Genomic DNA, 21,570 nt, shown 5'->3' with positions numbered 1-21,570 from the left:
AGCGCGCGAGCCGCGGCATCCGCTCGCTCCACCGCGACCGGTGCACCCGACACGACCAGGCCGTACAGCTTCGCGCCCCGCAAGGGCAGCCCCGCCGCCTCGAGGCGCGCGGCCGCACCGCCGACGCCCGCGAAGCGCCCGGCGAGCAGTCCGTCGACCAGGCGCCGACGCCCGATGCGGACCCACTCATCGGCGTCTCCGTCCGCGAGACGGCCGACCGCGAGGGCGATGGCTCCCTGCTCGAGCACCGCCATGCGGCCCGCCGCGTGCTCCGGGCCGGGCAGCGCGATGAGATTGCCCCAGCGGATGCCGCGAGCCTCGACCGGAATGATGAGCCAGTCGTCCGCGCCCGCCGCCGCACCGCGCTGACGACGCTGCTCGGAGCGCCGGTGGGCCGAACGGGAGCGCAGCTCCCACTCGGTGAAGAGCTCCTCCTCCATCGCGAGCGGCACCTCGGCCGCCACGACCTCGAAGCCCAGGTTCTCGAGCACGATCGGCGCACCCAGCGTCTGCGCCAGCTGATGCACGATGAAGTCGGCGGGCGAGCCGCGCAGCACGAGCGCCGTGAAGCGCTCGCGCACCTCGTCACGCGCGCGCAGCGCGTCGGTCTGCCCCGTGATGATGCGGCTGTGCACGGCTTCGGTGAGGGTGACGAACTTGACCTCGCGGTGCAGCACGATGAGCGCGAGGCCGCGAGCCGCCGCCGCCTCGACGACCACGGCAGGCACGTAGCGGTAGTGGGTGCCGAGCTCGAGCACGAGGCCCGAGAGTCCGGCGTCGGCGAGCTCGTCGATGAACCTCCGCAGGTCTGCGGGCTCGACGGGCCACGAGGAGCCGGTCGACAGCAGCAGCTCGCCGCCATCGAGCAGGCGCGCGACACCCGCACTGTCCGAGACGTGGAGCCAGCGCACGCGCGCGTCGAGCGCGTCGTCGCCGACGAGCACCTCGGGGACACCCTGGGCGACTGCATCCAGCGCCATCACCTCGCGCACGGTCGGGAGGGTCACATCTGCGGATCGATCTGCCGGACGATCCGTTTGGATCGTCCGATCTTCGCGACGGTCGGGCACCGTAACCGCCTCTTCTTCTCTGACAGGCTGGGACGCGTCAAGCCTAAGGGATCGCCACACGATCTGTCCGACGCCGAAAGGGACCACCCATGAGCATTGCCGAGATCGCTGTCGCCACGGCGACCACAGAGGCCGATGTGCGGGTGATCCCGCACTGGATCGATGGCGGCGAGCGGGCGTCGACGTCCGGCCGCACGGCCCCCGTCTACAACCCGGCGACCGGCGCCGTGTCGGCACAGGTCGCGCTGGCGGACGAGGCCGAGATCGACGCTGCGATCGCGTCGGCCCTGCGCGGATACGAGGTGTGGTCGCAGTTCTCCATCGCCCGACGGCAGTCGGTGCTGTTCAGCTTCCGCGAGCTGCTGAACGCCCGCAAGCGGGAGCTGGCCGAGATCATCACGGCCGAGCACGGCAAGGTCGTCTCCGACGCCATGGGCGAGATCCTGCGTGGCCAGGAGGTCGTGGAGCTGGCGACCGGTTTCCCGCACTTCCTCAAGGGCGCGTTCAGCGAGAACGCCTCGAGCGGCATCGACGTCTACTCGCTGAAGCAGCCGCTCGGGGTCGTCGGCATCATCAGCCCGTTCAACTTCCCGGCGATGGTGCCGATGTGGTTCTTCCCGATCGCCATCGCGGCCGGCAACGCCGTCGTGCTCAAGCCGTCCGAGAAGGATCCGTCGGCGGCGCTGTGGCTCGCGGCGCTGTGGCGTGAAGCCGGACTGCCGGACGGCGTGTTCACGGTGCTGCAGGGCGACAAGCTCGCTGTCGACGGTCTTCTCGAGAGCCCCGACGTGGCCTCCATCTCGTTCGTCGGGTCCACCCCGATCGCGCAGTACATCTACGAGACGGCGTCGAAGCACGGCAAGCGCGTGCAGGCGCTCGGCGGCGCCAAGAACCACATGCTGGTGCTTCCGGATGCCGACCTCGACCTCGTGGCCGACCAGGCCGTCAATGCGGGCTACGGCGCCGCCGGCGAACGCTGCATGGCGATCTCGGTCGTGCTGGCCGTCGAGCCGGTCGCCGACGACCTCATCGCCAAGATCCAGGAGCGGATCGCGAAGCTGCGCATCGGCAACGGCGCGGGCGTTGACGGCGTCGAGCCCGACATGGGGCCGTTGATCACCGACGTGCACCGCGACAAGGTCTCGAGCTACGTCGACATCGCCGAGGCGGACGGCGCGAAGATCGTCGTCGATGGCCGGGGCTTCACCGTCGAGGGGCACGAGGATGGGTTCTTCTTCGGCCCCACCCTGATCGACGACATCCCCACCACCAGCCACGCGTACCAGGAGGAGATCTTCGGACCGGTCCTCTCCGTCGTGCGCGTGCAGTCGTACGACGAGGGTCTCGAGCTGATCAACTCGGGCCGGTTCGGCAACGGCACCGCGATCTTCACCAACGACGGAGGAGCCGCCCGCCGCTTCCAGAACGAGGTGCAGGTCGGCATGATCGGCATCAACGTTCCCATCCCGGTTCCGGTCGCGTACCACTCCTTCGGCGGCTGGAAGCAGTCGCTGTTCGGCGACGCCAAGGCGTACGGCGTGCACGGCTTCGACTTCTTCACCCGCGAGAAGGCCATCACCAGCCGCTGGCTCGACCCCGCCACGCGCAGCCAGTCCGGCCACACCGGCATAAACCTCGGCTTCCCCCAGAACAACTGACGCGCATTCGGTCGTTGGGCGAGCGAAGCGAGACGAAACGCGCCTGACGTTGCTCGCGATCAACACGCGTTTCGTCTCGCTCGTTCCTCGCTCGCTCAACGACCGCAACAGGAGAGGACTCCCCATGACCGATACGCTCGCCGCTGCCGTCTACACCGACCCGGCAGGTGATCGCCGCACGCTCCCCGACCCCGAGGCCGAGGCACGCGTGCGCGCCGACGACCGCGGACACGTGTTCCACTCCTGGAGCGCACAGGCGCTCATCGACCCGCTGCCGATCGCAGCGGGCGCAGGCTCGACGTTCTGGGACTACAGCGGCAACGCCTACCTGGACTTCAGCTCGCAGCTCGTGAACCTCAACCTGGGACACCAGCATCCCGATCTCGTCGAGGCCATCCAGCGACAGGCTGGCCGCCTCGCGACGATCCAGCCGTCGATGGCGAACGACGTCCGCGGCGAGCTCGCCCGTCGCATCGCGGAGGTGGCGGGCGACGGCTTCGAGAAGGTGTTCTTCACCAACGGCGGCGCCGACGCGAACGAGAACGCCGTGCGCATGGCGCGTCTCGTGACCGGTCGCCGCAAGGTGCTGTCGATGTACCGCAGCTACCACGGCAACACCACGACCGCGATCTCGCTGACCGGCGACCCGCGCCGCTGGCCGAACGAGCCGGCGGACGGCTCGACGGCGAAGTTCTTCGGGCCTTACCCCTATCGCTCGGCGTTCCACTCGTCCAGCCCCGAGGAGGAGACGCAGCGCGCGCTCGAGCACCTCGAGCAGACGATCGTGCTGGAGGGTGCGTCGACGATCGCCGCCATCCTCATCGAGACGATCGTCGGCACGAACGGCGTGCTGGTCCCGCCGCCCGGCTATCTCGCGGGCGTCCGTGAGCTGTGCACCCGCTTCGGCATCGTCTACATCGCCGACGAGGTGATGGTCGGCTTCGGCCGTGTGGGCGAGTGGTTCGCGTTCCAGGCGTTCGACGTGCAGCCCGACCTCATCACCTTCGCGAAGGGCGTGAACTCGGGCTACGTGCCGCTGGGCGGCGTCGTCATCTCCGATCGCATCGCGGCGCACTTCGACACGGTCTCGTTTCCCGGCGGCCTCACCTACTCCGGGCACCCCCTCGCGTGCGCCGCGGGTGTGGCGACGTTCGAGGTCTTCGAGCGCGACGGCATCCTCGAGCGCGTGCGCGACCTCGGCTCGCGCGTGGTCGAGCCTCGCCTGCGCGACATCGCGTCGCGGCATCCGTCCGTCGGCGATGTGCGGGGAATGGGCCTCTTCTGGGCGATCGAGCTCGTCAAGGACCGCGAGACGCGCGAGCAGCTCGTGCCGTTCAACGCGAGCGGGGCGGATGCTGCACCCGTCGTCGCCGTCGCCGCGGCGTGCAAGCGGGAGGGCGTGTGGCCCTTCACCCACTTCAACCGCGTGCACGTCGCTCCGCCGCTCGTGATCAGCGAGGACGAACTGGTGCGCGGTCTGGACGTGATCGACCGCGCTCTGTCGGCCGCTGACGAGTACGTCGGACGCTGATCCGACCCGGCTTCCTGCCCCGCATCCTTCGGGATGCGGGGCCTTCTGCCGCCGTGACCGGATCGTTCCGATGCGCGGGAATGAATCACCGCTGTCCTCGGTTATTTCTGTACTCAGCACTATGTGCTGCTCAGGAGGGGATTGTGGGCAAGAACTACATCGACATCGAGAACGACCGGGGCGAGACGCTGCGCTACCGCAAGCACGTCAACGGTCGTGGCCTCATCGCGCATGGAGCGAAGGTGCACCCGAGCGCCATCGTCGAAGCGGGGGCGTATGTCGAACCGGGGGTTCAGATCGCCGCGGGCGCGCACGTCGGCCGTGGCGTGTGGGTCGAGACGGATGCCGTGATCGGCCCTGACGTCGAGATCGCCCCGCACGCCCACATCGGTCCGCGGGCCGCCATCGGCCCGCGCGCGAAGATCGGCGTGCGCACGCAGGTCGGCCACGACGCTCGTGTCGCCGGGGGCTCGCTCATCGGCGACGACCAGACGATCGCCGACGGCGAGCGCGTCGCCACCGACAAGCGGGGTCTCCGCCTGGCGGCCTGAGCCGCGATCGCGAAGCGTCGCGAGCACCCCCTAGGCTCGCGACGTGGTCAGACGCGTCCTCATCGGCACCCTCGTCCTCGTCCTCGCGGGCATGGCCCTGTGGTGGTTCGGGGGGCGCGACCACGATGAAGCCGAGGTCGCCGTCGCGACCCCCGCCGGCGCTCCGACGATGCCGGCCATTCCCGCCGACGCGTTCGAGATGACCGTCGAGAGCGTGCACGACGGCGACACCCTGCGCGCTCGCGTCGCGACGCCGAACGCCGTCGTCGGCGATCTCGAGTCGACGCGTGTCCGCCTGCTCGGCATCGACACCCCCGAGATCTCTCCTGCCCTCGACTGCTGGGGCTCGGAGGCGACCGCGAAGCTCGCGGCACTCGTGCCGGCGGGGTCGACGATCTGGGTGGCGCCCGACGCCGAGGTGCACGACCAGTACGGCCGAACGCTGCTCTACGTCTGGACGCCCGACGGCCGCTTCGTCAACGGCGAGCTCGTGGCGCAGGGCGACGCGCGCGTCGAGGTCTACTCGCCCAATCGCAGCCAGGAGGCGCTGCTGCGCTCCCTCGAGACGACGGCTGTCGCCTCCGGAGCCGGCCGCTGGGGCGCGTGCGACTGAGCGGTCAGGCGAACAGGAACAGCACGAAGCCGATGAGCGGCAGCGTTCCCTGGATGAGCGCGGGCCGCAGATACTTCATGCCTGTGGTCAGCAGCACGAGGGCGGCAGCCACCATCGAGCCGAGGCTGAACAGCACGAGCGCGAGCCCGGCGGCGCGCACGGGTGCGGCATCCGATCCCGCGAAGATCAGCACGAGGCCGATCACCACGCCGATCGCGAGGAACAGGTTGTAGAACCCCTGGTTGTACGCCATCGGCTTCGTCGTGTCGGCCGCGGCCTGGTCGGCGACGCCGAAGCGCTTCCAGACCTTCGGCTGCGTCCACTGCACGCTCTCCATCACGAAGATGTACACGTGCAGCAGCGCTGCCAGCGCTGCGAAGACCGTCGCGAGGATCGTCACCATGAGCGAACGATAGCGCCCCGGCTACGCTGAACGGTATGGCGAAGGGCGGGCCGCGCGCAGGCGGAGGACGACGGAGTGTCCCGGGCAAGCGTCCGGGCGCCGGATCCGGTTCCGCGGCCAAGGCGAAGCCGACGAAGGCACGCCGGCCGCAGCCGTCGCCGGGCCCTTCGCCGACACCTCCCGCCGAGCCGCCCATGCCGACGACGTTCCTCCTCGGAGCGATCCCCGGTGCGACGCCTGGGAAGTGGATCGACACCTGGAAGGAGCGGATGCCGCGCACGAGCCTCGAGCTCGTGGCGCTGGCCGTCGCCGACCAGCGTCGGGCCCTCCGCGACGGCGAGGTCGACGCGGCCCTGGTCCGGCTGCCGATAGACAAGGACGGGCTCCACGTCATCCCGCTCTACGACGAGGTGCCGGTCGTCGTCTGTGCGAAGGAGTCGCACCTGACGGCCGCCGATGAGCTGGACACGGCCGACCTCGTCGGAGAGGTGCTGATCGTTCCGGAGGACGACGTGCTCGGCGTCCGGGTGCCCGGCGCCGTCGAGCCGCGGTTCGCTCCCCCGGCAGACACCGCCGAGGCGATCGCGACCGTCGCCGCGGGGGTCGGGGTCGTCGTGGTGCCGATGTCGCTCGCGCGGCTTCACCAGCGGAAGGATGTCGAGTATCGGCCGCTCCTGGACGGCCCCGCGTCGACGGTCGCGCTGGCGTGGGCTGCGGACCGCACGTCGCCCGCCGTCGACGCGTTCGTCGGCATCGTGCGCGGCCGCACCGCGAACTCCTCACGCGGCTGATCCCGCCACGGCGTAAGGATGAGGGGCGCCGCCCCAGTCCCCGGTGCGGCACCCCTCGAAGATCGGCACCGAAGACCCGCTCCCGAGCAGCGTTCCCCAGGAGGCCTTCTGTCCCGCTTCCCTGCCCCAGGTCGGGCAGCGGGAGCCCATCCAATGAGCAGGAGTCGCCGGCATCCGTGTTGATACACGTGCCGGCGAGAATCTCAGAAGCCCGCGCCGTGCACCTGGAACGGGGCGACGATGCCGGTGCGCTCCGACGCCTCCGCCAGTGCTACCGAAGGTGCGATACCGGCGGCGAGCCCCTCGTGCATCGCTGCGAGGAGTTCGCACGCCTCGTCGTCGGCGACGATCACAGGAGCGGCCACTACCGACCTGGCGCCCGCGTGGAGCCAGGTCCGAGTCATCCCGACCGCCTCCTCGCCCCACCGCACCGAGGATCGACCGACCTCGCACGCCGACAGCACGACGGTTCCGGGCACCGACTCTACGAGGTCGATGTCGTATCCGAACAGCGTCCCGTCGTAGAGCTCGAGGCCCGAGAACATCGGATTGTCCACGGCATGCCGTCCATGCGCAGCGATATGCAGGACATCCGCGCTCTCGGCCAGCGAAGTCACTCCCGACACGGTTGCTTCGGCGCCGGAGCGCATGACGACGTCATGCCACGCCGTCGCGGCCCGCGCGATCTCCTCCTCGCCACGCGCGACCCTCGGACCCGACGCGAAGCCGGCGATGCGCGGGCGCTGACGGTGCAGTCCACGGCGCCGGATCCACCCGGTGGCCGACCCCGCGAGCGAGATCGCGGACCCGCGCAGTCCTGGAAGCATGGCCCACGGCACGACCGTGAGGACGCCCGGGGCTGCGATGGCCAGATGGGATACCGGCCCCGTGACGCCTAGCCACGGCTCGATCAGCTCTTTCGACAGCACCGCGAGGCGATCGGCGAGCGCATCTCGCACGACACCGGCCATCGGTCCGGACGTCACGGCCGCCGACACATCCAAATCGGCGCGGAGCCCGCGCAGCGCGTGTCGGCAGGCGGACCAGTCGAGCGGGATCACGGCCGTGCGATGCGGAGTGACAACGAGAACCGCGAGGCGCTCACCGTCGAACACGAAGCACGCCAACGCTCCGCCGTCGCGCAGCTCGCCTCGCGCTTGCTCGAGGGTCGCACGCTGATGCACGCCGGCGACGCCCACCGTCGACCATTGCCGCTGGCGCGCGCGGTCTCTCAGCATGCGCGCGCGGGGACCCGAGAGCCAATCCGCGTCGGAATTCGCCATTCGCAGTACCCGCAACTCCGCCAGATCGGCTGCCTGCTCCGGGTCCGGCGACGGACGGACCGGCACGATCCGCTCACTGTCCAGTCGTGCGTACTCCGACCACTCGAACACTCGCGCCGGATCGCGCGAACGCAGTGCCGATGCCAGTCCCGTCGTGATCAGGCCCGCGCCGCGCATAGCGGACGAACTGAGCAGATCGAGGCTGCCGCCGTCGCCGAACGCGGCGTCCAGGAGCGTGAGCCCCCGGGCGGCGTGACGCTGGGCGTCACGCTCGCTGCCGTTCAGCGCCGCGTGCACGGCGCGCAGCTCCTGCGCGAGCAGCGCTGACTCCAGCGGCATGTGCCTATCGACGCGCAGCCGTGGAAGCTCCGCTGCACTGTTGCGGCGCACGCGCGCGAGAGTGTGCGCGAGCCTGAGAGCCTCGGCCTCGCCCCGGAAGCCCAGGGCGTCGAGTTCCTGAACGACCGCCTCCACAGAGGCGCGCGAGGGCAGACGGCCCGGCAGCCGCACGGGATCACCGGCACGGTCGATCCTGCCTACCGCGAGGCGAGCCCGGAGCCGGATCGCGTCCGCGCGCGCCGCCCACCCCGGACTGCCGACCCGCCGGAAACGCCGCGCGGCACGGTCGGCCGCGGTCGATGCGGCGACGGGATCGTGGCTCAGGAGCGACCGGGCCAGCTGATACTCGGCGGTCGCATGTTCCCGTGGCGCGTGGTGCCGTTCGAGCGCGACCGCGACCTCGCCCAGGCTGCGTTCCGCCTCTGTGACCAGTCCGGCCTCGCGAAGCACCTCCGCTCGGTCGAGCTCGTTGATCGCGGCCCAGAGCTCGGACTCCTCATCCAACCGTTCGCGCACCGACTGCATCGTCTGCAGCGCGGCGACCAGATCCCCGGCGAGCATCTTGACGTACCCGCGGTTGTGCACCGTCAGGTTCGACTCCATGATCATGTCCGCTGCTCGGTACGACTGCTCGGCCGCCTCGAGGTCGGCCAGCGCCTCGTCGAGCATGCCCCTCTGCATGAAGACGAGGCTGCGATTCAACCGCGTATTCGCCTGCCGAACCGGTTGATCCGCCAGTCCTTCGATGCTCTTGCCGAGCCATTCCGCGGCGTCATCCAGCAGTCCGCGTTCGATCGCGAGGGCTCCGAGCTGCCCGTGGAGCTGCGCGATCGTGGTTGCGGAAAGTCCTTCCCGAGCGAGTGCGTCCAAGCACAGTCGCTCGCCGGCGCCGACGCTTCCGAGGCGAGCGAGTACATATGCCTGCGTCCCTGCGACACGGGCTTCGAGCTCCACATCGCCGTCTGCCGCCGCACGGGCGATCGCAGAACTCAGGACCCGTCGAGCCTCGCGGTACCTTCCGCGTGTCGCCAGGTGCCTCCCGCGCTCGTAGAGCTCTTCCCCAGAGACCACAGTGCAATGATGGCCGATCGGCGGGCGGGGGGCGAGATGCCGCGCTCCGGCCGCCGATCGACACAGCAGGCTACTTCGGCGTCCTCGCCCCCTGAGCCGTCTGCCCTTCCGGCTTCTTCTTCGACCGGTCGCGCGACGCCACCCGTCGCAGGGCGGCCGCGACCGCCGTCTGGGGTGTGCTCGCCGCGGTCACCTGCGGCTCGTCCGGCGGACTCGCTTTGCCGCCTCGTTCGGCTGCGAGTTCGGCTGCGATCATCCCCGCCACGTACGGGGCGGCGAACGATGTGCCGCTCCAGATCGCGAAGCCGCCCGAGTGGTCATCGGGATCGAGGCTCCAGCGGTAGCGATCGGCCGTGTCGGCGCGCGACCCGGGCTGGATTCCCCCCTGCAGGAGCGGGAACGTGCTGACAACAGAGGTCCCGGGGGCGAAAGTCTTCACCCACGTGCCGACGTTGCTGTACAGCGCCACCGATGTCAGCGCCGGATTCAGCGCGCCGACAGCGATGTGGCTGTCTTCCTTCAGGTCGCTCTCGTCCGGGAGGTTCAGCGCCGAGTCACCGCTGTTCCACAGCGCCGCGGGAAAGGTGGGACGCGCGGTCGCATCGTTTCCGGCAGAGCAGACGACCACGCATCCTCTCTCCCGCAGGCTGACCAGGGCACGGTACAGGCGCAGGCTGAAGAGTCGGTCCTCGGGCGTCTCGTGGTAGTACCCGAGCGACAGGTTCACGACATCGATTCGGTTCGTCGGCTTCTCGGGGGGTCCGATCCAGTCGGCCAGCTCTTCGAGAGCCTCGATGAGCTCGTGCTCCAGGACCGTTCCATTGCTGTCCGCGACGCGGATGGCGATGATCTCCGCGTCCGGGCACACCTGATGGACGATTCCGCAGACAAAGGTGCCATGACCGGCTGCTCCGTCGAGGAAGCCGTCGAGAGGACCGGACTGGTCTCCGTGCACCTCCGGATCGGTGAGCGGATCCTCGACACCGATCACCTTCCCGGGCCGGGTCGGGGAGGGGATGTTGCGCCGGACGATCGCTTCACCGCCGACCGGCTCGTCGAACCACGGATGCGACCCGCATCCGGTGTCGACCACGGCAACGACGGGCCTGCTGCCGTTCGAGAACTCCAGTGTTCGAGCGGGCGCAGCACCGACGTAGGACACGACTTCCAGGCCACCCGTTCCCGGGTACGCGTATCCCGCCGTACCTGAAGGGTTGGTCGTCCCGTGCGGGTTGGTCGTCCCGTGCGGGTTCGTGGTTCCGTGCGGGTTGGTGGTTCCGTGGGGGTTCAAGCCGATCGGATCGACGGTGAGGAGGTGGTCCAAGCCGACGTCCTCCAGGACGCGCATCGCCTCCAGATCTGCGGGCGTGACCGCAATCGGCGGTGCCGACGTGGTCGCTTCCGACTGTTTCGCATCGATGTCGACCCCTCGTGCGACGGGCTCACCGGCCCCCGCAACGCTCTCGGGTGCCCTCCCGGGATCACCCTCGGCCCATCGAGCGGCCTCCAGGGCGACCGCTCGACGCGCGCGGTGCCGAATCGATCGTCGCTGCTCCTCATTGAGCTCGGTCGGGGCCACGCTGCGAGAAGTCTCAGCATCAGCATTCTGGTCCCCGGACCGCAGTGGAGCCTTCTGCGCTGCTACCCACTCGTCCTCCACCCGGCGAACGACGGCATTGACGACCTCGAGACGCCGCGCGTGCTGCAGAAGCCGCCAGGCGTCGATGACGGGCACCGGCTCGTCGTCGCGCGACTCGCTGGGTACCTGAACGATGTTCGCCGTCGCAACGGGTTCGGATCCGCCTCCTTCGCGCGAAGGCTCCCGGACGTCGATCTCCCATCCGAGCTCGCTTCCTGCGGCCTCCAGCGATCGCTGCGCGCGCGTTCGATCCCCTCCGAAGATCAGCAAATGACCCGGGGCATACGCGGTCGGAAACGCCTCGACCCCCGGCACGACATGCCACCGAGGATCCATCGCCACTGCCCGCGGTGCCCCCGCTTTCGCACGGTCACGCCACGAACCTCGCGTTGCTGCGGTGTCGTCGGCCCGCTGGGCGTCGTCTTCAGCCATGTCTTCTCCTCACACACAGCGGATCCGCGGCCCCCAGGCCGCGGCATCCGTCTCTCGTACTTCGAACTGCCTGTCAGACCTCGAACTGAGGCGTCTGGAAGTCGCGCAGCGCGCCGTCGGCGTCGCGCACGACGAGACGGAGCCGCGCCACCCCTGGCGTGACCTCGTCGAACGCGAACCGTCCGTGCTCGCCCGGCTCGGCCGACCATTCGCGGTCGCCCTGCACCAGCCGGATGGCGAGGGCGGCGGCATCCACCCATCCGTCCACACGCCGATCGCCGCTCTCGGTGGCGGTCACGTGCAGCAGCACGCTGGTGGTGCCGTCGCTGAACTGCAGCGTCGCGGTGTCGGTCTCGCCGCGGACGGCGGCGAGAGTCCCCTCGACGAGTGTCAGCAGCGCGTACTCGCGCGAGAGGTCCTCGACCGCGACCGCGGCCACCATGCGGTCGACCAGGTCGGCCGGCACGGGGTCGACCTCCTCCCACATCCGGCGCATGCGTGCGAAGAGCGCGGCGTCGGCCGCGAAGTCCTCAGTTTCCATCGTCGTCACCTCTCCATCCGTCGCCCTCGAGGACGGCGCGAAGCTTTGCGAGGCAGCGCTGGCGGGTCGGTCCGATCGATCCGATGGGCATCGCGAGGTCCTCTGCGATGCGGGCATAGTCGGGGCGGTCCTCGAACGCGACGATCCGCAGCAGGCGCTGGCATCGATCGTTGAGCGTGGCGACCGCTGTCCACAGGCGACGGGTCTCGTCGTCCTGCGCCGCGGTCTGCTCGGCGGATTCGTGGACAGGAAGGTGCGGTTCGAGCGACTCGGCCTCGGTGGCATCGGCGCGCCGATGCTGCTTGCCGACCCGCCACGCCTCGCGGCGCGCGCACATCGTGAGCCATCCCGACACCGCGAGCGGGTCGTTGATGGTCTCGTGACGGCGTACGAGCGTCAGCCAGGTCGTCTGCACGACGTCCTGTGCCAGCGCAGGGTCGACTCCGTACGCCCGCACGACGTGCCACAGCGGCGGCGTCATCAGGCGGACGAGCTCGTCCATCGCACGGCTGTCACCTTCACGCCACCGCACGAAGAGTGCGGCGGCGCGCTCCCATCGCGCCGGCTCCGCGGAGTCGACGGATGGCTCGGCGCCGGCCTGCGTCATAGCGCCCATTCTGTCCACACCATGCCCGAGCGCGATAGTGCGTGTTTGATACACGAATACCGGCCGAAGACGGCGGATGTCGCCTCTTTCGCGCGCGCTCGGACCGGAGACCTAGAATTCCTGCATGACGACCGCGCCGCTGCTCTATGTCTGCGTGCGCCCGCAGCTGGGCGCGGCAGCCGCCGAGTACGAGTCGTTCCGGGCCGCGATGCGTGTCGACGAGAGCCGGCTCGCGCGTCACGACCTCGTTCGCGAGCCGCTCCCCGACGACGTCTTCGAGCGATACGCCGGTTTTCTGATCGGCGGCAGCCCTTTCAACGTCACCGACCCGGAGTCGACGAAGACCGACGCGCAGCGCCGCCTCGAGGCCGACCTGGCGCGCATCGCCGAAGCCACGGCCGACGGCGCCGGACCCGCGTCGCTGTTCACCTGCTACGGCATCGGCATCGCGACGCGCACGCTCGGCGGCACCGTCAGCCGTGCGTTCCCCGAAGACACCGGGCCGGTGGCCGTGCAACTCACCCCGGGTGCCGCGACCGACCCGCTGTTCGGAGCCCTGGCGCACCGTTTCACAGCGCTCACCGCCCACAAGGAGGGCACGGAGTCGCTCCCGCCGGGCGCGGTCCTGCTGGCGCGGAACGACGGATGCCCCATCCAGGCGTATCGCGTGGGCGACAGGCTCTATGCGACCCAGTTTCACCCCGAGCCGACCACCAAGGCGTTCACCGAGCGCATGGCGGTGTACCGCGACGACGGCTACTTCGACTCCGCGGACTACGACGCGATCGCGGGCCGCGTGCTCGCGGCATCCGTCAGTCAGCCGGCTCGTCTGCTGCGCGCGTTCGCCGAGCGGTTCGGTCCCGCCTGACCTCACGCCTCGGCGTTGCGGACCGCCGTCGCCTCGCGAAGGACCGTGCCCACGACCGCGGCGCCGAGGATCAGGACGGCGACGACGAGGGCCGTCCAGCCGATCGCCGCGCTGGACGGCTCGCCCGTGAGGCGGCCCACCGCCAGCCAGGTCAGCCCCCAGGCGAGGGCGAGCGCGGGACCGAGGCGCCATCGGCTCGCCGCCTCGATGCCGAGCCCGATGACGGCGACCACGATGAGCACGACGACGCCCCACAGCTCGGCGGCGTCCCCCCATTCCGGCGGCGCGATGGACGTCAGCCACGCGGCGATGTTGGCGACGGTCGCCAGCGTCACCCACCCGAGATGCAGGCCGGTGACGCCGTCGACGAGCAGCCGGTCGGCCCAGCCGTCGGCCGGTTCGATGACCGTGCGGTGGAAGGTGACGCCGAGGAGGGCCAGCAGAACGATGATCGCGAGCACGGTGAGCGCCAGCGAGCCGAACTGGGCGGTGACCAGCCACAGGCCGTTGAGCGCCATCGTGCCGGCGATGAGCCAGCCGAGCGCGCGCTGTCGTTCACTGCCCCGCTGCCGCGGCAGCGCCTGCCAGATCGTGTACGCGAAGAGGCCGAGGTAGATCGCCGACCAGATCGAGAACGCGGGTCGCGCGGGTGCGAGGTAGGAGCCGTCCTGGTCGAGGGCGCCGTCCTGCAGATCCTGCACGGCGGTGCCGCCGAACAGGCCGGTGCCGACCATGGCGGCGATGATCATGAAGCAGAACGCGCTGATGACGACGATCTGTCGTGTGAGATCCCGTGCGGCCATGCTCACACGCTACGGCGCACCCCCACCCCGGACGAGCGCATTGACAGGCCGCGCTCCGGCCGATATCGCACCGCCGTCAGGCGCCGCGTGGCGGATCGAGCAGCAGCGCCACCCGCTCGGCGAGGTACGCCTCCAAGGGCATGAGTCCTCCGGCCGCGCTCCACTTCACACTCGTGACGCCGTCGCTCGCGACGAGGGGGCCGGACTCTCCGCCGGCATCGACGACGTCGGGCTGCAGCACCGACCATCCGAGATGCACGGTCTCCCCCTCCGCGAACCCGCCGCGGCGTGCGGCTGCGGCGAGCTCGGCGCGCTGCCGCTGGGACTCGGCGGTGTAGCCGCGCCGGGCCTCCTGGCGCGCGCGGACGATGTCTCCGGTCGCGAGCACGGCGTCGTCGGTGAGCAGGAGCACGCCCAGGTGCCACGCGGCACCGCGGCGCTCGACGCGCGGGGCGCGCGCGACCCCAAGGATGCGCCGCGGCACGACGAGTTCGCCGAGCGCCTCACGCGGCGCCTCGGCCAGCCGCGCGCGGGCGGCGGCGAAGAGCTCGAGGGTGCTCACGCCATGTCGTCCTCGAGAGCAGGCGTGGCCTTCACCCGCTCACCGCGGAGCGCCATGCCGATGAGCGGGAACAGGAGGACCGACAGCATGCCGCCGGCGATGAGCACGGTCTGGTGCGAGGTCGTCAGGATGTCCTCGTCGACGCCGATCTGCGTGACCGCGACGATGATGGGCAGCCCGGTCGCGCCGAGCAGCGCGATGGACAGCCGATCGCGCCGCGATGATCCCACGGGTGCGGCGAGGGTCGACGGCAGCCCGCGAACCAGCAGCAGCGCCACGAGCACGACCGGCACCAGCAGGAACGTGGACGGCTGCTCGAGGAGCGCTTCGAGGTCGAAGGTGACCCCGGTGTAGATGAAGAAGATCGGCACGAGGAAGCCGAACGCGACGCCCTCGATCTTGCTCTCGACCGCCTCGCGGTCGGGCTCGGACGCGTCGCGCATGAGAAGGCGCCAGATGATGCCGGCGGTGAAGGCGCCGAGCAGCATGTCGAGATCCAGGACGATGCTGAGCGCGACGAGCGCCGCGAGGATGACGAAGACCACGCGGATCGCGAACTGCCCGGACGTGTGCAGCGTCGAGCTCACGAAGGCGTGCATCGCACCCCGCGGGACTCTGAACGCGAGCCAGATGGCGAGCGCCGCGAACCCGGCGAAGACGGCGAGCACCACGGTCGAGATACCCGGTTCACGGCCGCCGAGGAAGATCGAGATCGCGATGAGCGGACCGAACTCACCGACCGCGCCGATCGCCGCGACGGCCTTCCCGAACGGCGTGGGCAGCTCACCGGCGTCGCGGAGGATGGGCAGGAGGGTGCCGAGCGCCGTCGAGCACAGCGCGACGCCGATCACGATCGCCGCCTCGCCGGACGCGAGCACGAAGCCCGCGGCGATGCCAGCGGCGAGGCTGATGAGCCAGCCGAGAGACGCGCGCCGGCCGAGGCGACCGCGGAAGGAGCCGAACTCGATCTCGGTGCCCGCCACGAAGAAGAGCATCGCGAGCCCGAACTCCGAGAGCGCGTCGATGAACTCGCTCGGCACCGCCCAGCCGAGCACGGCGGGACCGACCAGGATGCCGAGCACCAGCTCGAACACCACGACGGGGACGCGTATCCAGCGGCCGATCCCCCGCGCCAGCAGCGGCGCGAGGACCGCCAGGATCGGAATCACCAGCAGCGTCGGTTCGAGGTCGTCCACGCGAACAGACTAGCCAGCGCGGGTCGCGCGGATGCGCGCGATCGGCGCAGGTCTCCCGCGCGTCCGGTGGCGCGACGGGTCAGCGCGCGAGCGGTTCGGCCGGTTCGAGGGGCACCGCCGACGTCGCCGGCTCCGCAGGCTCCGCAGGCTCGAGCTGACGCTCCGGCGGCGTGAGCTCGGCGCGCGTGCGCTGGTGTCCGATGAGCGCGAGCACGACACCGCCCACGAGCCAGGCGCCCAGGATGATCCACTGCGCCGCGGTGGCGGCATCCGGGAAGTACATCACCGACCGCAGCAGCGTCGCCGACGCGCCCGGCACGAAGAACTGGCCGACCGCACCCCACGGCTCCGGCAGGAACTGCGGTGGCATCGCGGCACCGGCGATCGGATTGGCGATGAACATCGTGATGATCGCGCCGACGGCGATGCCGGGAGGACCCATCAGCGCCGCGAGGCCGATGATGAGCGCCGACGTGGCGCTCACGCCGAGCCCGATGACGGTGGCGTTCAGCAGCCAGTCGCCCGTCAGCATCCCGAACCAGGTCTGCATCACGAGCGTGATGAGGGCGCCCGCGGCGACGCCGAAGACGACGAGCCCGATGAGCCGCCGCACGACGCCCTGCACGAGCAGCGTCAGCAGGATGCCGCCGAGCATGCCGCCCAGCACGAGCGGGAAGACGGATGCCGCAAGACCCGCTCCCGTGCTGTCGCCCTCGGCGAGCGGCACGACGTCGGTGACGGTCACCGTCGGGATCTCGGGGGCGGATCCGGTCGCCCCCTCGGGCAGCTGCGGCATCTGACCGGACTTCAGCGCGCCGACGATCGCGGTCAGCTGCTCGGTCAGCGCCGCCTGAGCGGTGGTGTCGATCTGCGCCTGGAGCTGGGTCGCCACTGCGCGCAGCGCCGCGGCGGCGACCGGGCTCGCAGCGGTCGCGATCAGCACCTCGGGCTCGTCGCCCAGCAGGATGGCGCCGTAGAGCTCACGGGATTCGATCTGCGACACGGCGTCGTCGCGTGAGCCGACCTCGCTGAGGTCGAAGGGCGCGGGGTCCTGCTCGGCGAGCTTGTCCTCGACGGCGCTCACGGCCTCGGTCGGCCCGGAGATGCCGACGGGCAGGTTCTGCGGCTGCGACGTGGCGGCCGGCCAGACGAAGGCCATCACGATGACCGCGACGATGACGGATCCGAGGAGCCCGAACGCCGCAGCGACGGGCCAGCGGGTGGGGCGTGCCGGGTTCGCCCGGCTCTCGCGATGAAGGGACATCGCGACCTCCTTAAAAAGAATGGCTGTTCTGTTTGTCACCATAACAGAATTGCTATTCTGTTTCCATGCCGAAAGTCTCGGACGCCTACCGCGAAGCCCGCCGCGACGAGATCGCCCGCGCCGCCCTGCGGGTCCTCGAGCGCAACGGCGTGCGCGACACCTCCATCGCCGACATCGTCGAAGAGTCCGGTCTGTCCACCGGCGCGATCTACTCCCACTTCTCCAACAAGGCCGAGCTCGCCCGCTACGTCGTGGGGCGCTTCCTGCTGCCGCGCATCGACGCCCTCGAGGCGGCGGGCGACCGCGGCGAGATCGTCACGCCGCGCCAGGCGCTGCGCGGCATGCTCTCGACCTTCAGCGAGGCCGGGCTGTCGACCCCGCTCGTCCTGCAGTTCTGGGGTGAGGCGATGGTCGAGCCGGCACTACACGAAGAGATGCTCCGCACCGCCGGGCGCCTCCGCGCGTCGCTCTCGCTCGCCATCGGACCGTGGGCTCGCACGCAGACGACGGATGAGGCGGATGCCGAAGCCCTCGCGGCCGACACCGCACGGTCGATCGCGGCCCTGGCACAGGGCTACGTCGCCAACACGGCGGTGTTCGGCCCGCGCACCGTCGAGGACTACCTCGCCAGCGCCGGCGCCGTCCTCGCGAGCTGACCGCGCCCGCCGGTCCGTCGAGCGGCGTCAGATCGGGCGGGCCTCGTCGTCTCCGCCGTCCGGGGCCGTGGGCGCGGGGGCCGGAGCGATGCGGTCGGTGATCTCGCGGACGGCCAGCGGAGCCGTCTGGCCGGCGCTGCCGCCGCGGATCTGCCGATGCAGGCGCTCCATGCGGGCATCGAGCTCGGCGGCGGTGTCGGCGGCGTCCTTGAGGCTCGCCAGCAGCTCGTCGGGCACGCGTGTGGCGTACTTGTAGTAGATCTTGTGCTCGAGGCTCGCCCAGAAGTCCATGGCGATGGTGCGGAACTGCACCTCGACGGGCACCTCGATGCGCCCCGTCGAGAGGAACACCGGCACCTCGAGGATCGCGTGCAGGCTCTTGTAGCCGTTCGACTTGGGCGAGGCGATGTAGTCCTTGACCTGAAGCACACGCACGTCGTCCTGGGCGGTCAGCAGGTCGAAGAGGCGATACACGTCGGCGGTGAAGCTGCACGTGATGCGGATGCCCGCGATGTCGGTGATGCGCCGGCGGATCGATGCGAAGTCGCCGTCGATGCCCTTGCGCTGCACCTTCTCGACGAGGCTGTCGGGCGACTTCACGCGACTCGAGACGTGCTCGATCGGGTTGTAGTCGTGCGTGAGCAGGAACTCGTCGCGCAGGATCCCGATCTTCGTCTCGACCTCCTGCAGCCCGAAGCGGTACTCCATCATGAAGCGCTGCAGTTCGTCGCGCAGCTCCCTGAGCTCGCTCGGGGAGACCGTGATCTCACCCTCGTCGGACGCCGTCGCGGGCACCAGAGGTGCGGGAGTCGCCATGCGATTCACGCTAGGCGGCGGCCCTACGAGAGTCCTGTGAAAGACGGATGCCGCCACCCGGCGCCGCGGGAGCTCACTCGTCGTCGAGGGCGCGCTGCGCGCGCTCGGATTCCTTCGCCGCATCGCGCGCCTTCGCCGCCGCCGCGGCGTGCTCGCGCTCGACGGCGTCGAGCTTCTCCCCTGCGGCCTGCTCGTCCTTCTCCAGCGCGGCGAGGTCGCGGCGGAGGTCGTCGATGCGCTCACGTATGTGGTCGACCCGCTCCTGCGCCTTCGCGCGGCGCGCGTCGACGCGGGCGAGCTCACGCTCCGCCTCGTTCGCCAGGCGCTCCGCCTCTCGCGCGGCCTTCTCCGCCGCCTTACGTGCCCGGCGCTCCGCGAGGTCGTCGCGCGGCGGCGGCGTGACGACGCCGGGCACCGACCCACCGACCGCGTCGGCGAGCGTGTCGGGCTCGATGTCGCCCGCCTCCAGCGGCGTGACGAGGCGGGCCGTCAGGACGGCTGCGGCGGCTGCGGCATCCATCACCGCCGCATTGATGGTCTTCTCGACGTCCTCGCGCGCGGCGGCGCTCAGCGTGCCGCCGGCGTCCTCGGCGAGGCCGACCGCCTGCTTCGCGAGCGCGGCGACGAGCTGGCGCCGCTGCTTGCCGAGGCGCGCCAGTTCAGCGCCGTCGAGGTCGTCCTGCGCCTCGCGCAATGCCGTCGACAGCTCGATCGCGTCGGCGAGCTGCCCCTCGCGGGCGAGCAGGTTCACCGCCCACGCCGCGATCGTCGGCTTGCGCAGCGCCTTGATCCGCTTGGCGACGGCGCCGGCCGCCATACCCGCGCGCGCATTGCGGGTGGCCGTGAACTCCGACGGCGGCAGGGCGTAGAGCTCGGCCGCGACCGCGTCGAGCTCTGCGTCTGCGTCGGCCTCCGGCATCCGCCCATTCTTGCGCGTGAGGCCGCGCTCGCGCGCCCCCGTGCCCGCGCGCCGGTGTTCAGGCGGAGAGGACGGATGCCGCCTGCCGCGCGGCGCCGAGGGCGACGTACTCCCCCGGCTCGGGCACCTCGACGGGAAGACCCAGCACCAGCGGCGCGATCTCGCGCACCGCGGCCGACTGCGCGCCGCCGCCGATGAGCAGTGCGCGCTCCAGCGGAACGCCCAGGCCGCGCAGCGCCGCGAGTCCGGCGGCGAGCCCCGACAGCATGCCCTCGACCGCGGCACGGGCGAGGTTTTCGCGCGTCGTCGAGGCGAGCGTCATGCCGGTGAGCGACGCCGTCGCGTCGGGCAGGTTCGGCGTGCGCTCGCCCTCGAAGTACGGCACCAGCTGCAGGCCGGCCGCGCCCGGCTGGGCGGCCAGGGCCAGGCGCGAGAGCTCGGCGTGGTCGACGCCCAGCACGCGCGCGATCGCGTCGAGCACGCGCGCGGCATTGAGCGTTGCGACCAGCGGCAGGAAGCGCCCGGTGCAGTCCGCGAACCCGGCGACCGTGCCGGTCGGGTCGATCGTGCGCTCCTCGCTCACCGCGAAGACGGTGCCGCTCGTTCCGATCGAGACGACCACGTCGCCCGGCCGGGCGGCGAGGCCGAGCGCTGCGCCCGCGTTGTCGCCGGCACCGCCGCCGACGCGGCGGCCCGCGGCATCCGTCACCCACTCGTCGGGACCGAGCACCCGTGGCAGCACCGCATCGTGGCCGAGCGCCGCGACCAGGAGCTCGTGGTCGTACCCGCCGGTCGCGGGATCCCAGTAGCCGGTGCCCGACGCGTCCGACCGGTCGGTGACGAGCTCGTCGAGCACCGGTCCGCGTGGCGACTCGCCCTCGGGGCCGAAGCCGCGCAGGCGCCAGGTGAGCCAGTCATGCGGCAGGGCGACGGCGGCGACACGAGCGGCGTTCTCAGGCTCGTGGCCGCGCAGCCATCGCAGCTTCGTGATCGTGAAGGATGCCACCGGCACGAGGCCCGTCCGCCGCGCGAGCTCATCGGCGCCGAACTCCGCCGTGAGGTCGGCCGCCGCCTGCGCCGAGCGGGTGTCGTTCCACAACAGCGCATCGCGGATCACGCGGCCGTCGGCATCGAGCGCGACCATGCCGTGCTGCTGCCCGCCGACCGCCCACGCCGCGACATCGTCGATGCCTCCAGCGTCTGCGATCGCGGTCCGCAGCGCCGTCCACCACGCCTCGGGATCGACCGAGGTGCCGTCCGGGTGCGAGGCACGGCCCTGCCGCACGACGGCGCCCGTAGCGGCATCCGTGATCACGACCTTGCACGACTGCGTCGACGAGTCGACGCCCATGACCAGCGTCATCGCGCCCGCCCTTCCTTCATGTCCCGGTTTCCGTCCTTCATGTCCCGAATTGTGCCGGTGAGGGCGTTGTGTCCGACAGAAAGTGGGACACGCTCAACCCGCGGGCGGGACGACGGATGCTGTGGCCGACGCGGCCGGCCACAGCATCCGTTTCGCGACTCAGCCGCGGGCGCCGAGCAGGTGCTCGGTCGCGAGCTGCTGCAGGCGGACGAAGCCGAAGCCCTTGCCACCGAGGTACGCGTCGGCGTCGAACTCCTCGTACGCCGAGCGGTCGGCGAGGAAGTCGTCGTACGACTCGCCCTCGTTGAGCGTCGGGATCGACAGCTCGGCGACGCGCGCGGTCTCGAGCGCCTCCTGCACCTCGGGGTCGGCGCGGAAGGCCGCGGCGCGCTCCTTCAGCAGCAGGTAGGTGCGCATGTTCGCGGCAGCCGAGTCCCAGACGCCGGTCTCGTCCTCGGTGCGCGACGGCTTGTAGTCGAAGTGGCGCGGGCCGTCGTACGCGGGGACGCCGCCGGGGCCGCCGTTCTCGAGCAGGTCGACGAGCGCGAACGCGTTGTGCAGGTCGCCGTGGCCGAACACGAGGTCCTGGTCGTA

Annotated in this window: 20 protein-coding genes and 1 pseudogene; 7 read left to right on the top strand and 14 right to left on the bottom strand. The window is 70.8% G+C overall.

Annotated features, from left to right (window positions below):
* Positions 1–1,007 (bottom strand): PucR family transcriptional regulator ligand-binding domain-containing protein (locus VIP82_RS22265; protein ID WP_331912699.1); only part of this gene is annotated, 1,007 nt, incomplete at its 3' end.
* A 152-nt stretch (positions 1,008–1,159) separates the two neighbouring features.
* On the opposite strand from VIP82_RS22265, the gene VIP82_RS22260 reads away from it, so the two are divergent.
* From VIP82_RS22260 to VIP82_RS22245, 4 genes are all read left to right on the top strand, one after another.
* Entirely contained in the window at positions 1,160–2,728 is a 1,569-nt protein-coding gene (locus VIP82_RS22260) for a CoA-acylating methylmalonate-semialdehyde dehydrogenase (RefSeq protein ID WP_331912697.1), read from the top strand.
* A 124-nt stretch (positions 2,729–2,852) separates the two neighbouring features.
* Complete coding sequence (locus VIP82_RS22255) at positions 2,853–4,259, top strand: aspartate aminotransferase family protein (protein WP_331912695.1); 1,407 nt, start codon at positions 2,853–2,855, stop codon at positions 4,257–4,259.
* A gap of 143 nt (positions 4,260–4,402) precedes the next feature.
* Entirely contained in the window at positions 4,403–4,810 is a 408-nt protein-coding gene (locus VIP82_RS22250) for a transferase (RefSeq protein ID WP_331912693.1), read from the top strand.
* A gap of 43 nt (positions 4,811–4,853) precedes the next feature.
* The gene (locus VIP82_RS22245) at positions 4,854–5,423 is read left to right on the top strand and encodes a thermonuclease family protein (protein ID WP_331912691.1); all 570 of its coding nucleotides are present in this window, start codon (positions 4,854–4,856) and stop codon (positions 5,421–5,423) included.
* A 4-nt stretch (positions 5,424–5,427) separates the two neighbouring features.
* On the opposite strand, the gene VIP82_RS22240 is transcribed toward VIP82_RS22245, so the two are convergent.
* Positions 5,428–5,826, bottom strand: a complete 399-nt coding sequence (locus tag VIP82_RS22240) for a DUF1304 domain-containing protein (protein WP_331912689.1) — start codon at positions 5,824–5,826, stop codon at positions 5,428–5,430.
* A gap of 194 nt (positions 5,827–6,020) precedes the next feature.
* Here VIP82_RS22240 and VIP82_RS22235 point away from each other — a divergent pair, with 194 nt between their 5' ends.
* Positions 6,021–6,617, top strand: a complete 597-nt coding sequence (locus VIP82_RS22235; protein ID WP_331912687.1) for a LysR substrate-binding domain-containing protein — start codon at positions 6,021–6,023, stop codon at positions 6,615–6,617.
* 203 nt (positions 6,618–6,820) lie between these two features.
* On the opposite strand, the gene VIP82_RS22230 is transcribed toward VIP82_RS22235, so the two are convergent.
* The 4 genes from VIP82_RS22230 to VIP82_RS22215 form a co-directional block, all read right to left on the bottom strand.
* A complete protein-coding gene (locus tag VIP82_RS22230) occupies positions 6,821–9,109 on the bottom strand; it encodes a CHAT domain-containing protein (protein ID WP_331912685.1) in 2,289 nt (762 codons plus the stop codon).
* 271 nt (positions 9,110–9,380) lie between these two features.
* A complete protein-coding gene (locus VIP82_RS22225; protein WP_331912683.1) occupies positions 9,381–10,634 on the bottom strand; it encodes a S8 family peptidase in 1,254 nt (417 codons plus the stop codon).
* 820 nt (positions 10,635–11,454) lie between these two features.
* Positions 11,455–11,922, bottom strand: coding sequence for a hypothetical protein (locus tag VIP82_RS22220; RefSeq protein ID WP_331912681.1), 468 nt, complete (start codon positions 11,920–11,922; stop codon positions 11,455–11,457).
* A complete protein-coding gene (locus VIP82_RS22215) occupies positions 11,912–12,529 on the bottom strand; it encodes an RNA polymerase sigma factor (protein WP_163617665.1) in 618 nt (205 codons plus the stop codon). Before VIP82_RS22215 ends, VIP82_RS22220 begins: the two co-directional genes overlap by 11 nt.
* A 124-nt stretch (positions 12,530–12,653) precedes the next feature.
* Here VIP82_RS22215 and VIP82_RS22210 point away from each other — a divergent pair, with 124 nt between their 5' ends.
* Positions 12,654–13,397 carry a glutamine amidotransferase-related protein gene (locus VIP82_RS22210; RefSeq protein ID WP_331912679.1) on the top strand — a complete coding sequence of 248 codons (744 nt, stop codon included), beginning with the start codon at positions 12,654–12,656 and terminating at the stop codon, positions 13,395–13,397.
* A gap of 2 nt (positions 13,398–13,399) precedes the next feature.
* Here the strand turns inward: VIP82_RS22210 and VIP82_RS22205 are convergent, their stop codons facing one another.
* From VIP82_RS22205 to VIP82_RS22190, 4 genes are all read right to left on the bottom strand, one after another.
* On the bottom strand, positions 13,400–14,200 hold the full coding sequence (locus VIP82_RS22205) for a TspO-related membrane protein (RefSeq protein WP_331912677.1): 801 nt from the start codon (positions 14,198–14,200) through the stop codon (positions 13,400–13,402).
* A gap of 76 nt (positions 14,201–14,276) precedes the next feature.
* Positions 14,277–14,762, bottom strand: coding sequence for a glutaminase (locus VIP82_RS22200; RefSeq protein WP_331912675.1), 486 nt, complete (start codon positions 14,760–14,762; stop codon positions 14,277–14,279).
* Positions 14,759–15,958, bottom strand: a complete 1,200-nt coding sequence (locus VIP82_RS22195; RefSeq protein WP_331912673.1) for a cation:proton antiporter — start codon at positions 15,956–15,958, stop codon at positions 14,759–14,761. Before VIP82_RS22195 ends, VIP82_RS22200 begins: the two co-directional genes overlap by 4 nt.
* A gap of 79 nt (positions 15,959–16,037) precedes the next feature.
* Entirely contained in the window at positions 16,038–17,222 is a 1,185-nt protein-coding gene (locus VIP82_RS22190; protein ID WP_331912671.1) for a hypothetical protein, read from the bottom strand.
* Between the two features lie 65 nt (positions 17,223–17,287).
* Here VIP82_RS22190 and VIP82_RS22185 point away from each other — a divergent pair, with 65 nt between their 5' ends.
* Positions 17,288–17,878, top strand: a complete 591-nt coding sequence (locus tag VIP82_RS22185) for a TetR/AcrR family transcriptional regulator (protein ID WP_331912669.1) — start codon at positions 17,288–17,290, stop codon at positions 17,876–17,878.
* A gap of 27 nt (positions 17,879–17,905) precedes the next feature.
* On the opposite strand, the gene VIP82_RS22180 is transcribed toward VIP82_RS22185, so the two are convergent.
* From VIP82_RS22180 to VIP82_RS22165, 4 genes and pseudogenes are all read right to left on the bottom strand, one after another.
* Entirely contained in the window at positions 17,906–18,694 is a 789-nt protein-coding gene (locus VIP82_RS22180; RefSeq protein WP_331912667.1) for a GTP pyrophosphokinase, read from the bottom strand.
* A gap of 73 nt (positions 18,695–18,767) precedes the next feature.
* On the bottom strand, positions 18,768–19,613 hold the full coding sequence (locus tag VIP82_RS22175) for a transposase (protein WP_331912665.1): 846 nt from the start codon (positions 19,611–19,613) through the stop codon (positions 18,768–18,770).
* 58 nt (positions 19,614–19,671) lie between these two features.
* The gene (gene xylB, locus VIP82_RS22170; protein ID WP_331912663.1) at positions 19,672–20,976 is read right to left on the bottom strand and encodes a xylulokinase; all 1,305 of its coding nucleotides are present in this window, start codon (positions 20,974–20,976) and stop codon (positions 19,672–19,674) included.
* 159 nt (positions 20,977–21,135) lie between these two features.
* Positions 21,136–21,570 (bottom strand): annotated as a pseudogene (locus tag VIP82_RS22165) (xylose isomerase); the annotation flags it as partial.

Source organism: Microbacterium sp. (assembly GCF_036566905.1).
Taxonomy (GTDB): Bacteria; Actinomycetota; Actinomycetes; order Actinomycetales; family Microbacteriaceae; genus Microbacterium.
The sequence above is the reverse complement of the archived record's forward strand: the minus strand, read 5'-3'. Positions and strand labels throughout refer to the sequence as shown.